Genomic DNA, 14,750 nt, shown 5'->3' with positions numbered 1-14,750 from the left:
AAGCAACATTAAAGTTGCTTTCTCACTTCCATTAAGGCAAAACCCAAAAGATTTAAACCTTGCCATGCGTTTGGATTTGTCGCATTAACATGATCTGCTGCAAGTCCAATCCCCCAAATTTGATCTACAGGCGAGGCTTCAACAATGATTTGATCTGAGGTACTCAGTAGAAACGCTTGAAGATCATTGTTTTGAGAAAACTTAGCCAAATTACCTTGAACCACAATTTCATAACGATGAGCAATCCAAATCTCATCTTGATAATTTTTGACCAAACGACCTAATGCTTTTATTTTCTTAGGATCGTCTGCTTGTAAAATTTTCTGAAAAATATTCTCATCATTAAATAGTTTGGCTTTCTGCGCCATCATATACTGTTCTGTACTTTGATAATTGACACCATCAATTTCAAATTTTGCAGGAAACCATTGACTTAAACAGCTCTTGTCTATTTTTCCAGAAGTCTTTTGACTATGCCCCCAAAAACACAAATAACTATACTTTTGCCCGTTCTTTACTTGTTCTTGTAAAGTTGTTAAAAATTGAGAATCACTCATTTTATTGTCCTATGATTAATATCCCACTGATACGATACTTCTGTTATGCCATCACCATCATTAGCATGAACCTCTTATTCAATCACGATTCCACTTAATTTTTCATAAAATATTCGACACGTATTGTTATATTTTTTCAAAATTTATCCTAACTTATAAAGGACTTAAATTAAACTCAAAAATTGATCAGCAGCTTTTCGCGATTTTAAATGGATAAATCGAATATGTGAGTATTGAGGATCATTCATCATCGTTATATATTGCTGACGATTTTTTTGATGCGTTTTAATCATCCACCAAATAATCGAATCACGACTAAACATTTTACTAAAACTTTCACGATTATTTGAACTCTCCCAAAGTCTGTGTCTAAAAATAGCACGACGAACAGCTCTCTGTATGGATTGGTAAAGATTGATATAAAAAGGAATATCCAACCAAATTACAGTATCAATATCTCGCCATTTGATCTGCGTAGTTCGCGTATAATTACCATCTATGACAAAACCAGATTTAGCTTGATCTAGTTTGGCCTGAATTTTCTGAAAAAATGCAGTATCGGTAGACTCTTGCCAATCATCCAGCCAGAATAAATCATCCAATTCAATGTAGGTGAGCTTTAATTTTTGAGCTAATCTTATTGAAAATGTTTTTTTTCCTGATGCAGAAGTCCCCACAACATTGATGCGTTTCATAAATTTAAGAACTCTCTAAAAATAAAAAGTAGCCAAATAAGCTACTTTAAATCACGTAACAACCCAATCATCATTCAATCATTTTAGCTGATCTATATCAAAATACGGGTCGTATGCTGAGTATCACTTTATGTTCATTTGCATGCTGATTAATATAGTGCTCAACTGCTGTTACTTCACCTTTAACTTCCGCATCTGCACCATACATCACTTTTAAAACTTCCCCAATTCTGGGTAGTAGTTGCAACTCAACTTCAATTGCACCTTGTTGTAAACCTTCAATCTCAACACGCATACCCACTCCATCATTTTCTATTATTCGTTGTTCTACTCTATGCGAGCTATTTCTAAAACAATAATGCTTTCACGTTGATATTGTGTAATGTGTATGCAAAGTTATTTGAATATTTAAATCATTCGGATGGCCTACTCAATCAGCATAATCCAAATCATCCTCGTCAATATTGATAAAATTTGCTGGTGGTGTAATTTCAAACCTGACGGCTTTAATCGTAAGATGATCGAGTAATTTTGCTTTTGCCGCACGATGCATACCATCCATCACCCTGCCATCAGCAGATAGAATAATTGGATAACTTAGATCTGCCTGTTGCATCAGTTGAAAATGTTCAATCATTTGCTGTGTTGTTGGATGTGTATCTGGAAACCAATACGCTTCATTGAGTTCTTGTATATCGGATAATAGAACTTCATGGATTGGGAAGTCTTGGCTTAGTTCAACCAGATGATGCACATCCCAAATATAAGTGTCTTCACCAACTTGGCGAAAGTGATATTGTTTACGCATAAGACTAGATTCTATAATTTGGTCAATTCAATGCCATAACAAAATAGTTAGAGCAACCATAATGACAGATTTTACTGATTAGTGCTGTATTCGAACAATCAAACTCAATAGAAACTCATCTCGAAAAGTTCCCGCAATAGTTTGAAAATAAATTTTTAGGCATAAAAAAGACCGCTATAAAAGCGGTCTTTTTTAATCATCGAAGATGATTAAGCAGCTAATGCGCCTTTAGCTTTTTCAGCTAAAGCAGCAAATGCAACTGAGTCATGCATAGCGATGTCAGCAAGTACGCGACGGTCGATGATCACTTGAGCTTTTTTCAAGCCATCGATCATACGGCTGTACGACAAACCATTTTGACGAGCACCAGCATTGATACGCGCAATCCATAAAGCACGGAATTGACGTTTCTTTTGACGACGGTCACGGTAAGCGTATTGACCTGCTTTAATTACTGCTTGGAACGCTACACGATAAACACGTGAACGCGCGCCATAGTAACCTTTAGCACGAGCAAGAATTTTTTTATGACGGCGATGAGCCTGTACACCACGTTTTACACGAGCCATTTATAATCTCCTTAGATGTATGGGCACATACGACGAACTGAATTCATGTCACTTACGTGAACCATGACACAACCGCGCAATTGACGAATACGTTTAGCAGATTTTTTGGTCAAAATGTGGCGTTTGAACGCTTGTTTACGCTTGAAACCGTTAGCAGTCGCTTTGAAACGCTTAGCTGCACCACGGCGAGTTTTTAACTTAGCCATAACAACCTCTTTAAACACCTGTTCGGTACGTTCGCACCATTGCGACAACGACCTGCAGGTAAGGGAGGCAATATTCTAAATCATCTCTGTACAAAACAAAAGCAAAACATCCAACAATTTCACAATTCTCCAATGTAATTTTCGATGTAAATTTCACCTAGTTTTATAAGAAAAATCAGGATTAAATCTTTATAATCATCACATCATGATAAAACTGGACAGTTATGACCCCTGCACAGGATGCTTTTGCTGCGCTTCGCTATCGAGATTTCTCAATTGTTACCATCAATCAATTTTGTTTAACACTCGCAATTTTAATTCAAGAAATTATTGTTGCCTATTCACTCTATCAAATTACCAAAGATCCACTTACCTTGGGTCTGATTGGACTAGCAGAAGCAATCCCCTTTATTGCGCTGTCGCTTTGGGGCGGTTATTTTGCAGATAAGCTGAATAAACAAACCATAATGAAAGTTTGCTTATTCTTCTCCTTCCCTTTGCCATTGGTGCTTTGGTGGTTATTTCACAGTTATGATCATGGCCAAATTGGTGTTACTACACTGTCTTGGGGGATTTATGCGGTTATTTTTGGTTTGGGTACCATCCGAGGTTTCTACAATCCATCAGCAACCTCATTAAAACCATTTTTAATTCCTCGTGAACTGTATGCCAATGGTGCAACATGGACCACGATTGGATGGCAAAGTGGTGTCATTATTGGCCCGATGCTGGGTGGTTTTATGCTGGCAGGAATCGGTCGTGAAAACAGCTTACTCTCGGTAGCAGTACTTTTATTTATTTGCTTCTGTCTGATTAACTTATTAAAGAAGCGTACTTTTCCAACTATGGAACAAGACAATCTTTGGGACAGTTTAAGTGAAGGTTTTCGCTTTATCTGGAAAACTAAAATTGTACTGTGGGCCATATCTTTAGATTTGGTTTCAGTGCTGTTTGGTGGTGTGATTGCCCTACTGCCAATTTTTGCAGAAGATATTCTAAAAGTTGGACCTGAAGGTTTAGGTTATTTACGTGCGGCCCCCTCTATTGGCGCGTTACTCACCATGATCGCTTTAACCAAATTTCCACCTACACATCATGCATGGCGAAATATGCTGATTGCAGTTGCAGGTTTTGGGGTGTTTACCATTATTTTTGCATTCTCAAACAACGTCTGGCTCTCTTTATTTGCTTTGGCTATGACTGGTGCTTGTGACAGTATCTCAGTGGTTGTTCGCCAAACCATTTTGCAAGTTTACCCACCTGAAAATATGCGTGGCCGTGTCGCTGCGGTGAATGGGATGTTTGTTTCATCGAGTAATGAATTGGGCGCATTTGAATCTGGGCTGGCTGCAAAATATTTAGGAACAATCACAGCCACTGTATTTGGTGGGTGTATGACCTTGGCTGTCGTCGCAATAAGTTGGGTAAAAACTTCTGATTTATTCAAAGTAGACATCACCAAAGGCCAAGAATAATGAGTTTGGCTGAATAAAAAACAGTAAAAAAATGCACCTTCGGGTGCATTTTCTATTGCGAGAATACAAAATTCGATAAATACTTTGCGCAATTAAACTACTCTCATGCGTATTAAACTGCATGGATTGCCAAACCTATGAATAAAGCTCTTTTTACCACTTGTTTATTGTGCCTTTCAACCTATAGCTATAGTGCGGATAAACTTCCTACAATAAAGGTCAAAGGGGAGCAATCTGAACAAAATGATCCTCAACATTTAACTACACGCATACAATGGGTCAAATTTCCTCAAATTAACTATCAAATCACTGAATTAAAAGATCAAGAGCGTTCAGCGATCATTCGAGTAAAAGCCAATAACGCTGGTGAAGTCACAGAGGCCGATATCCAAGAAAGTACAGGCATCCGTGCATTGGATCAGAAACTTGTAGATGCTGTGGAAAATGCAAAAGTAAAACCCTATTCAAAAAATGGAAAAGCCATTGCTTTAGTCGGTTATCAAACATTTACCTTAACGCTAAAGAATGCAACGGATCATGTTCAGCGTGCTAAGCAATGTACATATAGCTTTAATTCAAAGAATTGGAACAAACAACAACTCGATAAGTCGGTTGCCTTTGTTTATTTAAAACAACCACAACTTGCACTGGATCAATCACTATTAAAGAATAAAGATCGTACAGTAAAGTTTAAATTTAAAACCAATAAACAAGGCGAAATTACCCAAGTTAAGCTAACTAAACGTTCTGGTATTAATGCACTTGATCAACAAGTACTTACAGCCGTAGAGCATGCATCAATCAATGTAAAACGTTCTTATCGTACTTTATGGATCTATAAACAATCCAGCTTCAATGATGAGATTCAATTTAAAATCAATGAATGTAAATAAATTCATCAAGATGCGTCTTTTAAGGTTAAAGATAGTTTTGTGTCTTTAACCTTTTTATTAAAATAATCCGATATACACCAAATAGATAAAAGCATACCGACCACCTTTTGCAATAGTCACAATCAATAGAAAACGCCAAAAGTTCTCTTTCATTAGCCCTGCAATAAGTGTGATTGGATCTCCAATAATTGGGGTCCAGCTTAACAACAAAGACCAAAAGCCATACTTTTGATATATTTTTTCTGCTTTGAGCATATTCTTTTCAGAGACAGGAAACCATTTCTTATCTTTAAACTGCTCGATTTTAAGTCCCAAATACCAATTCACGCATGAACCTAAAACATTGCCAATCGTCGCAACTGCAAGCAGTAAATATGCAGAATATTGTGTTTGTACCAGTAGCCCAAGCAATACAGCTTCTGACTGCAACGGGAGTAAAGTAGCAGCACCAAATGCGGAAAAAAATAAGAGAAGATAAGCCATAAAGTTAGCTAAAGTTGGGTTTAGGTTTTAAGGTATAAGTCAAGAATGACAGTATAAAGGGAGCCAGAAAAGCCAACCAAAATGAAAGATCTGATTTAAAAAATTTCTGCAACAATGTGAGTTGAGCTTTACCCTCTGAAATCGCTTGCCAATCAATTTTGATATGAATAAAGCCGTAGAATAAAACAATAAAATAAAGCGAAAGCAAAACGAGTAAGATCGTGGTATTCAAAAGACTTTGCTGTAATTTACTTTGAAAAATGCCAAAGACCATAGCAAAAACCAAGCCTGAAACACTCATGATGCTAAAAATAATAAACCAGAAGTAATCATATGCGGAGTGATACTGCAAGATGCTACAAAGCATTGCTGTGATTAGCATCACGGCAAAAGAGATAAGGAAGTGCCAAACAAAGTTTTGCTTCATACTCCCCCCTGTTGAATGTACTACTAACAGTTCAATCACCCTAAATTTAGCATTTTTTTGGTTTTACGATACTGAAAATGTGCCCAAATGATTGCCAACAACATAAAGATAATCCGAGACCATTGATAACGTTGCGCAATCGGGTCGATCACGCTTCTAATCAGTGCTGACGCTTGACCATTTAATTGCTCTAAAATATTTTGGATATGCACAATTTCCGCAATATAGAGCATTAAACAACCTGCAATACCGACAATAATACTCCAGTAGATTTTTGGATTCGTTTCTAATATTTTCGTAAAGTTCAAAAAGAAATCTTTCATGACTAAAGCCTGCCAACCATCCAAAAATCGATTATTTAAAAAATAAAAAACCACGTAACGTGGTTTCTCATCTTAACATAAAATACATTTTACACTTTGATTGATAGCGCTCTTTGTATCGCTGCGCGCGCAGTTAAACGCTCAATATATTCTTTAACATAAGGATAATCATCTAGCTCTATTTGCTGCCACTCATAGCGTAATACCCACGGTAAAATGGCCATATCTGCAATCGAATATTCACCAGCCACATATTTTTGTCCAATGAGCTGCTTATTTAAAACACCATACAAACGTTGAGTTTCAGTAACATAACGATCAATTGCATAAGGAATTTTTTCTTTAGCAAATTTACCAAAATGATGGTTTTGCCCTAACATCGGCCCTAGCCCACCCATTTGCCACATTAACCATTGTTCGACTTCAACACGATCTTGCTCATCGCTTGGATAATACAGTCCTGTTTTACGGCCAAGATATTGCAAGATTGCGCCTGATTCAAACACTGAAATCGGCTCACCATTTGGGCCATCTTGATCCACAATCGCGGGGATTTTATTGTTCGGTGAGATACGAAGAAAATCGGGCTGGAACTGGTCATTCTCTAAGATATTGATAGGAAAAATCTGATAATCCAAACCCATTTCTTCAAGTGCAATGGTAATTTTATGACCATTGGGAGTACCCCAATAATAGAGATCAATCATATTTCATCCTTCTTCGTTTTCACGTATTTTCTGAATTTTATTGCGTTAATCGTTTACTTTTATAACATGAATTGGCTTGATTCAGTATGCTATAAAAAGAGATTATTCTAATAATCTATTCTAAAATTATGTTATTGCATTTTATTAAATACAGCACGTTCTCATATTATGATATTAATTTCAAATATCTACTTCAGCAATTGCATCTATATATGCTTTAGCCTTCTCCCCCACAAATTTACGACCAGCATTGTTTCCCAATATCCATTCATCTGGATTAAATAAGTCAAATAAACCAACTTTCACTAAGGTGGGAATCGCGAGGATCAGTTCTTGCTCAATCTCTCCACGTACACCTGAGTTATACAGATTGATATTATGCAACATGGTTGCCACTGTACCCGTTTGTACAGCGCTACCATCCTTTAACTTAACCACAGGCAACACCTCACCTGCTTGAATAATTTTTTGGTTAATACTCGATAGCGCATTTGAATTTTGAATAGATGACATATCAACTCCACTCGATTCAGATTAATTTACCCGCATTTTAACGTAAAAAAGCACTGCTTAATGCAGTGCTTTTTTACCAGATGAATAATTACTTTTTCTTTTTAGGTCCAAGTAACATACCCATTTGACGGCCTTCCATTTTTGGTGCTTGTTCAACAATACCAAACTCTGCTACGTCTGCTTCAATTTTTTGCAATTGTGCAAGACCCAACTGTTGGTGAGCCATTTCACGACCACGGAAACGTAGAGTAATTTTGACTTTGTTGCCTTCTTCAAGAAACTTCAGAATAGCACGCAACTTAACATTGTAATCACCAACGTCTGTACCAGGGCGCAACTTAATTTCTTTCACTTGAACTTGATGCTGTTTCTTTTTCGCATCTTTTTGCTTTTGCTTCAAGTCAAATAAATGTTTGTTGAAATCCATGATTTTACAAACAGGTGGCTCTGCATTCGCCACGATCTCAACAAGATCAAGATCAACTTCTTCAGCAGCACGCAAAGCTTCAGCAAGTGAAACGATGCCTTTTTGCTCTCCATCTGCAGCAACGAGACGCACATCTTTCGCTTTGATCTCATCATTTAATGCAGGACGATTACTTTTAGCACCTTGTTGTTGGTTACGGTCAGGCTGTTTAATCTTTCTTACTCCACAATATACCGGCCGCGTTCGGCTACGGCTGCTTTCACTAGGTCAATAAATGCGTCTATTGACATAGTACCTAAATTTTTTCCAGAGCGAGTACGAACATTCACAGTCCCTTCCTCTACTTCTCGATCTCCAAGTACCAATAGGTATGGAATACGCTCTAGTGTACGCTCACGAATCTTAAAGCCGATTTTCTCATTTCTCAAGTCTGAAATTGCTCGAATTCCATTTTCTTTGAGTTTTGCGACGACTTGCTCACAAGCTTCCGCTTGAGAATCCGTAATATTCATGACACATGTTTGGATTGGAGCCAACCATGGTGGCATAAAGCCTGCGTAGTGTTCAATTAGTATACCAATAAAACGTTCAAAACTGCCAAGAATTGCACGATGTAACATCACAGGATGGTCACGATCGTTATCTTCTGTTACATATGAAGCGTCTAAACGTAACGGTAAGTTAAAATCACACTGGATTGTACCGCACTGCCAGATACGTCCTAAACAGTCTTTTAATGAAAATTCAATCTTCGGACCGTAGAAAGCACCTTCACCAGGTTGTTCTTCCCATTTAAGATTTGCAGCATCTAAAGCATCCGCTAAAGATTTTTCTGCAACATCCCAAAGTTCATCAGCACCCACACGCTTTTCAGGACGTGTAGACAATTTCATTTGAACTTCTTCAAAGCCAAAATCTTTATAAACATCTAAAGTCAGTTTAATAAAGTCTGCAACTTCTTTACCAATTTGTTCAGTTGTACAGAAAATATGTGCATCATCTTGAGTAAAGCCACGTACACGCATAATCCCATGTAACGAACCTGATGGCTCATTACGATGGCATGAACCAAACTCTGCCAAACGAATTGGAAGATCACGGTAAGATTTTAAACCTTGGTTAAACACTTGAACGTGACATGGGCAGTTCATTGGTTTTACCGCATAGTTACGACTTTCTGAATGGGTCGTAAACATATTTTCTGCATAGTTGGCAGCATGACCCGATTTTTCCCACAAAGTGAAGTCTACAATTTGTGGTGTTTTAATCTCTTGGTAGCCATTGTCCTGTTGAACTTTACGCATGTATTGTTCAAGCACTTGGTAGATCGTCCAACCATTGGCATGCCAAAACACCATACCTGGTGCTTCTTCTTGCATATGGAACAAATCTAAAGCTTTACCAATTTTACGATGGTCACGCTTTTCAGCTTCTTCAATACGCTTGATATATGCTGCTAATTCTTTTTTGTCTGCCCAAGCAGTACCATAAATACGCTGTAATTGTTCATTCTTAGCATCACCGCGCCAGTAAGCGCCAGAGATTTTAGTCAATTTGAATGACTTTAAAAATTTAGTATTTGGTACGTGTGGACCACGACACATATCTAAATAATCTTGATGATAGTACAAGCCCATTTGAGTTTCTTCAGGCATGTCAGCAATCAAACGTAACTTATAATCTTCACCACGTGCAGTGAACTCAGCAATCACATCATCACGAGGTGTCATTTTTTTAATGACATCATAATCTTGATCGATAAGCTTTTTCATGCGCGCTTCGATTGCAGCCATATCATCTAAAGTAAATGGACGAGGCATCCAGATGTCATAGTAGAAACCTTCTTCAATGACAGGGCCAATCACCATTTTTGCTTCAGGGAAGAGTTGTTTTACCGCATGACCCACCAAGTGTGCACAAGAGTGACGAATAATTTCTACACCGTCTTGATCTTTTGGAGTGATGATTTGTAAGGTTGAGTCTTCGGTAATTAAATCACTTGCATCGACTAAGCGACCATTTACTTTCCCAGCAACTGTATTTTTAGCCAGTCCAGGTCCAATACTTTGAGCAACTTCCATAACGGAAACAGCTTGATCAAAACTTTTTTGATCGCCATTTGGCAATGTGATAATAAGCATATTTAAAAATCCTTAAGGAGTGATGCCCCGTACAATGGAGCATGTCACCGCGAGATTATGATCGAGGAAGATCCTCAAGATAAAATCGGTGGAACAAAATAAAAAGTGTGTCGAATTTTACACCTTTACAGCATATTTATAAACCTTTGTCTTAAAATTATTCTTTATTCTGATTTAAATTGTACTTTTGATTATCCATCAACTTCCTCTTTTTGGCGCATTACTCTCTAAAGGTTTCCCATGCTTCAAAATCTCGATTTTTATAACAATATAATTTATGAAATTGAGGAATAATCGCTTCGCTTTGTGTGGGTCTTAAAAATACAAAATCATCAACGGCTATTTCAGTGTTTTTAGGCACATTAACCATTTCCTGATTGGTACTCCGCCCATAAAGTGCATGCGGATGAATCCCTCGCGGATAAACATAATGCGCCATCCAATATCCACCATAAACAAATAAAGCTTTAGAGCTATGGGGTAATTTATCTAAAACTTCTAATCCAGGTAACTGGGTAAATGGCAGCACTTTTAAAACAGGGGTTGAAATCCATAGCGCAGCTTGTAAAACACTTAAACCATCACTGTCAAAGTCACTTGGTTTAAGCAACATCGAACCAAAAGAAAGATCATTACACACACTTTGCTCCACGTGGAGGTAAAATGTAGGACTACCACCACCATTAAAACAAAGATCAGCTCGCCATAAATGTGGAAATTGCTGTTGAATAATATTTTTATAATTTTGATAAATGTCTTGTGACTCTCGATACGCGACATCAATCTTTTTAATCACTGAAGGCAGCTTCGTCACATGGGCATCATAGCCCATCAAGCCAGCAAGTACTAAATGCTCAGGATTTTGTTCAATCAATCTTAATATTTCGATGAGTGCAAAATCGGAACGAACACCACCTCGATGCAAACCCACATCAATTTCAATATTGATTTTAAGCTTTAAACTAAACTGTTTTGCGACCTCAAGGTACTGTAATAAACGTGCTTTAGAATCAATTAACCATTGTATATCAGCTTGTCTGCAATTTTGATTCATCGCATAAAAATGCTGAACCGTACTTACAGGCATCGGTTTCCCAAACAACACATCTACATCCAAAAAGTTCTCAAGGATTGGCAAAAGCTGTGGCATATGAAACACCATAAACCGTTGAGTCGAAAGCTTTAGACTAATGGTTTTTAATAATGCTAAGCATGCCAAAGACTTTACCACGATACGTGGTTGCAAATGGCTTCCATATTTAAGCTTTTTGGCAACGTACTGTAGATTTTGTTCAAGCGCCTGATCATCAACAATTAATCGAGGTAATGCACCATTTGACTGTTTTAAATCACGATTTAATTGCTCAAAAAAGTTGTTCATAGTCTACCTTTATGGTCTATTTTAATTTTACCCATTCACTCAACTTTACCCATTAATCAGATAAGAATAACTTTTCTAAATAAGGGTTTAAAAACTTTCTGCTTGGATCAAGTCGTTCTCTCAACTGCATAAACGCATCCCACTTAGGGTATAGGGTTTTAAGTTGTGTTGCTGCCATACTATGCATTTTCCCCCAATGTGGTCTCCCTTGATAATGTTGCAAAATCGACTCAACTTCATCAAATAATTGTCTAGGTGCTTGCTTATAATATTGGTGTACTGAGATGGAAATAGAGTCCCGCTGATAAAACGGACTTAACCAAATATCATCACCTTTGACAAATCGAAACTCCACAGGGAAAAAGGTTTGTGCTTTTGAGTTTTTTAGCGCAGCTAGAACAGCTTGCAAACATTCCACACCCAATTCAACTGGAATCTGATATTCCATTTCATTAAATTTCGTTTCACGTGGTGTCGGGAAAATCTTGCCTGACCAATCAACAAATGTGCTTGGCTTAATAAAAACGCCTAAGAGCTTTTGTAGTTTTGGATTCAATGCTGGAAAAGATTTGGTTAACTCGCAACATAAGGTTAATAACGTATCCTCAGATGGCCATGATTCAGTGCGTGGTTGAACCTCATCCTCAGTAATATCTAAAGTTTTTAAAATCAATTTATCTGCATGAGAAAATGCAAAACACTCGATATGCCGATGTTGTGCTTTCCATTGGTCAATATTTTGAATAAAGTCTTTGACCGCACACAGTCTAACTTGCTCTTTAAGTTTATAGCGTGGTTTATTCTGCATAGTGATTTTAGTCAAAACCCCTAAGCTCCCTAAAGACACTCGCCCAGCTGCAAAAATATCTGGATTTTCATGGCGATTACAATAAAGAATTTCTCCTGATGCTGTGAGTAATTCAAATGCTTGTACATAACCTGAAATACAATGTAAGCCCACACCTGTACCATGTGTTCCCGTTGAAACAGCACCAGCTAAACTTTGCTGGTCAATATCACCCTGTTGCATTAAAGATTGCTGCATCGGTTCTAAATATTGCCCTAAATTAAATAATCGTGTCCCTGCCCAAATACTGGCTTGGGCAAATTCAGTATTGACTTGATCCACACCAGAAAGACCATCCAAAGACAGCAATGTTGCATCGGTACTCACCAAAGGTGTAAATGAATGCCCTGCTCCCACCACTCGAATCTTTGCTTGGGTTTGGACAAGGTGTTTTAACTCATCAAGACTGTCAGGCTTTAAAATCTGCTCAGGGTGAGACTGTTGATAGCCCGACCAATTGTTCCATTTTTGCTGATTTAATTTTTGCTTGTTCGGTGCTTGATTAATCAATTGATTCATAATGCTCATCCTTTAGCGTACAGCCGTTTTTAAATTGCCGTGATTTGTTCTTTTTTCAATTTCGTGTGGTGGAATCGCTGCGGGGCATGTGATTTGGTCATATTCTCGTTGATATTTATCTAGACTCAACTGCGTTGCCAATTGCTGAAATTTGTACTGAATTGCCGCATGTGTCCATTGTCCATATAAGGTATGTGCACCCTCATAAGCTTGTTGCTGATATTCTTCATTGGTGGTGATATAGCCCATATAATCATTGCAATAAGACACCAAGCCAACCTTTGAGATACCATGATGCTTTGAGAACTGTTTTGCCACAGTCTGAATTACACGTTGCCCTGCTGTTGTGGTAATTTCTCCAGGGCAACAAATCAAAGCCAATTGACCAATTTGGATAATCTGTAGCGGAATAACACTTGGAACCAGTGGGCTGTCTTGAATGGCACCTGCTTTAACTTGGCGATTCATTTCTGCAATTAAAGGATCAAAAATGCTTGGTGAAAAATCTAAACTTTTACCCAGCAACTGATTGTCAGGACTTTCTAAAACAATCTCTTTCGGGAATTGTGAGTCATAGAGTGCTTTATATTTGCTGTACTGCAGAGAATTCGAGTTTGCTAAACGTTGCTTACGTACTCGCTTAGCAAGTAAAGACATCACTTTAAGAATCGCTGTAGATGTCCCCTTACCATCTATAGGCGTTCCCCCGAAGAAGCCGACGCCATGGCAAGCTGCACTGGTTTTAGCGCCTTGTATCCCCTGACTAAATTCACTCGGCACATCGACTTGACTCAGATCTACATAAGATAAAACAGCATCGACACTGCCTTGGAGTAAACATGCTTCCATCGCATTGTTGGTATTTTTTTCAAGCGGTATAGTCAGTGCTTTAATCGCAATTTCACTTTGATAACGCCCATTTTGCTCAGCATATTGATATTCTCTTTCGCCCTTAATTTTCTTGCGAATCGCATCTTGTTTGGGGCCATGAAAATGTGGAGAGACATCTCCTGCTGTTGCTTGTGCGAAAATGGCAACAGGGTTTGGAATACCTTGTGTGAATAGATAATGTTCACTTAACGCAGCAGCATAGCCTTTATTGTCACCATCATGTGCTTTGAGATGACTACTCAAACAGGTTGCATGCACTCCAAATAATGAAATAAAGGAACATAATTGATCATCACGATAAAAACCGATTAATTGCATTTCACGGTTTAAGGCGAGATGGGTTTCTACTTCTGTTCTTTGAATCACATCGGGGTTACGATTATATGCCTGCAATGATCGATTCCATGCCACTGGAATATCATCAGGGAATTGGCAACGTTGATAACGAAGTTCAGTTTCTTTTTCAGTGTCTAAGGCATTGGAAATACTGAGCATGACCGCATTTACTACAGCTTCGACATGCTCTGGAACAAAACCTGGGGTCGGCATATTGTATAGAACTTCATAAGCACAACCGCCAGGGCCAGAATGAGTATGAGTTGCCATCAAGACCAAATACTGTTCATTAAATTGCTCAGCTAGTTGTTGTTTTAAGCGTTCAACAACACCACTGCGGATCGCATAAGTAATACAACCAAAATCCAGACAACAAAAAATAATGGGCTGTTCTAAAGCTAAACGACGGATAGTGAATGTACGAGCAAACAACGCTGTACGTTTTTGATAAGCACGATGCGACCACATACCATAACCAAACATGGCATAACCTTGCGGCTGAATGTCTATTTCTTGTTTATCCCAACCCACCATAAACATATGCGGTCATCC

Annotated in this window: 18 protein-coding genes; 2 read left to right on the top strand and 16 right to left on the bottom strand. The window is 38.0% G+C overall.

What is annotated here, in order from left to right:
* Nucleotides 1-8 precede the first annotated feature (8 nt).
* The 6 genes from FHR28_RS17355 to rpmI all read right to left on the bottom strand — a co-directional run bounded on the left by FHR28_RS17355 (nt 9) and on the right by rpmI (nt 2,835).
* The gene (locus FHR28_RS17355) at nt 9-557 is read right to left on the bottom strand and encodes an NADAR family protein (protein ID WP_166783159.1); all 549 of its coding nucleotides are present in this window, start codon (nt 555-557) and stop codon (nt 9-11) included.
* Between the two features lie 164 nt (nt 558-721).
* Entirely contained in the window at nt 722-1,252 is a 531-nt protein-coding gene (locus FHR28_RS17350) for an adenylate kinase (RefSeq protein WP_166783158.1), read from the bottom strand.
* A 97-nt stretch (nt 1,253-1,349) separates the two neighbouring features.
* The gene (locus FHR28_RS17345; RefSeq protein ID WP_166783157.1) at nt 1,350-1,547 is read right to left on the bottom strand and encodes a hypothetical protein; all 198 of its coding nucleotides are present in this window, start codon (nt 1,545-1,547) and stop codon (nt 1,350-1,352) included.
* 135 nt (nt 1,548-1,682) lie between these two features.
* Nucleotides 1,683-2,060 (bottom strand): hypothetical protein, encoded by a 378-nt coding sequence (locus FHR28_RS17340; protein ID WP_004723059.1) that lies wholly within the window; start codon nt 2,058-2,060, stop codon nt 1,683-1,685.
* A 209-nt stretch (nt 2,061-2,269) separates the two neighbouring features.
* Nucleotides 2,270-2,629: a 50S ribosomal protein L20 gene (gene rplT / locus FHR28_RS17335; protein WP_004723060.1), complete on the bottom strand. Its 360-nt coding sequence runs from the start codon at nt 2,627-2,629 to the stop codon at nt 2,270-2,272.
* Between the two features lie 11 nt (nt 2,630-2,640).
* The gene (gene rpmI / locus FHR28_RS17330) at nt 2,641-2,835 is read right to left on the bottom strand and encodes a 50S ribosomal protein L35 (RefSeq protein ID WP_002054552.1); all 195 of its coding nucleotides are present in this window, start codon (nt 2,833-2,835) and stop codon (nt 2,641-2,643) included.
* Between the two features lie 224 nt (nt 2,836-3,059).
* On the opposite strand from rpmI, the gene FHR28_RS17325 reads away from it, so the two are divergent.
* Nucleotides 3,060-4,310, top strand: a complete 1,251-nt coding sequence (locus tag FHR28_RS17325) for an MFS transporter (protein ID WP_151957170.1) — start codon at nt 3,060-3,062, stop codon at nt 4,308-4,310.
* Between the two features lie 137 nt (nt 4,311-4,447).
* Nucleotides 4,448-5,203 (top strand): energy transducer TonB family protein, encoded by a 756-nt coding sequence (locus FHR28_RS17320; RefSeq protein WP_166783156.1) that lies wholly within the window; start codon nt 4,448-4,450, stop codon nt 5,201-5,203.
* A 57-nt stretch (nt 5,204-5,260) separates the two neighbouring features.
* Here the strand turns inward: FHR28_RS17320 and FHR28_RS17315 are convergent, their stop codons facing one another.
* The 10 genes from FHR28_RS17315 to FHR28_RS17270 form a co-directional block, all read right to left on the bottom strand.
* Nucleotides 5,261-5,686 carry a YqaA family protein gene (locus FHR28_RS17315; RefSeq protein ID WP_105713309.1) on the bottom strand — a complete coding sequence of 142 codons (426 nt, stop codon included), beginning with the start codon at nt 5,684-5,686 and terminating at the stop codon, nt 5,261-5,263.
* Nucleotides 5,687-5,690: 4 nt separating this feature from the next.
* Nucleotides 5,691-6,113 (bottom strand): hypothetical protein, encoded by a 423-nt coding sequence (locus tag FHR28_RS17310; RefSeq protein ID WP_166783155.1) that lies wholly within the window; start codon nt 6,111-6,113, stop codon nt 5,691-5,693.
* A 35-nt stretch (nt 6,114-6,148) separates the two neighbouring features.
* Complete coding sequence (locus FHR28_RS17305) at nt 6,149-6,436, bottom strand: hypothetical protein (protein ID WP_004723070.1); 288 nt, start codon at nt 6,434-6,436, stop codon at nt 6,149-6,151.
* An 89-nt stretch (nt 6,437-6,525) separates the two neighbouring features.
* A complete protein-coding gene (locus FHR28_RS17300) occupies nt 6,526-7,143 on the bottom strand; it encodes a glutathione S-transferase N-terminal domain-containing protein (RefSeq protein WP_166783154.1) in 618 nt (205 codons plus the stop codon).
* 180 nt (nt 7,144-7,323) lie between these two features.
* The gene (locus FHR28_RS17295) at nt 7,324-7,656 is read right to left on the bottom strand and encodes a DUF7709 family protein (protein ID WP_004723073.1); all 333 of its coding nucleotides are present in this window, start codon (nt 7,654-7,656) and stop codon (nt 7,324-7,326) included.
* Nucleotides 7,657-7,744: 88 nt separating this feature from the next.
* A complete protein-coding gene (infC, locus tag FHR28_RS17290; protein ID WP_081401514.1) occupies nt 7,745-8,296 on the bottom strand; it encodes a translation initiation factor IF-3 in 552 nt (183 codons plus the stop codon).
* 5 nt (nt 8,297-8,301) lie between these two features.
* Entirely contained in the window at nt 8,302-10,224 is a 1,923-nt protein-coding gene (gene thrS, locus FHR28_RS17285; protein ID WP_105713311.1) for a threonine--tRNA ligase, read from the bottom strand.
* Between the two features lie 220 nt (nt 10,225-10,444).
* Nucleotides 10,445-11,605, bottom strand: coding sequence for an alanine racemase (locus FHR28_RS17280; protein WP_166783153.1), 1,161 nt, complete (start codon nt 11,603-11,605; stop codon nt 10,445-10,447).
* Between the two features lie 52 nt (nt 11,606-11,657).
* A complete protein-coding gene (locus tag FHR28_RS17275; protein ID WP_166783152.1) occupies nt 11,658-12,971 on the bottom strand; it encodes a D-arabinono-1,4-lactone oxidase in 1,314 nt (437 codons plus the stop codon).
* 12 nt (nt 12,972-12,983) lie between these two features.
* Entirely contained in the window at nt 12,984-14,738 is a 1,755-nt protein-coding gene (locus tag FHR28_RS17270) for a neutral/alkaline non-lysosomal ceramidase N-terminal domain-containing protein (RefSeq protein ID WP_166783151.1), read from the bottom strand.
* Between the last annotated feature and the right edge of the window lie 12 nt (nt 14,739-14,750).

This window comes from Acinetobacter sp. BIGb0196, assembly GCF_011759595.1.
GTDB classification, from domain to species: Bacteria; Pseudomonadota; Gammaproteobacteria; order Pseudomonadales; family Moraxellaceae; genus Acinetobacter; species Acinetobacter guillouiae.
Note: the sequence above shows the minus strand (reverse complement) of the source record. Positions and strands in the feature narration are given on the sequence as shown.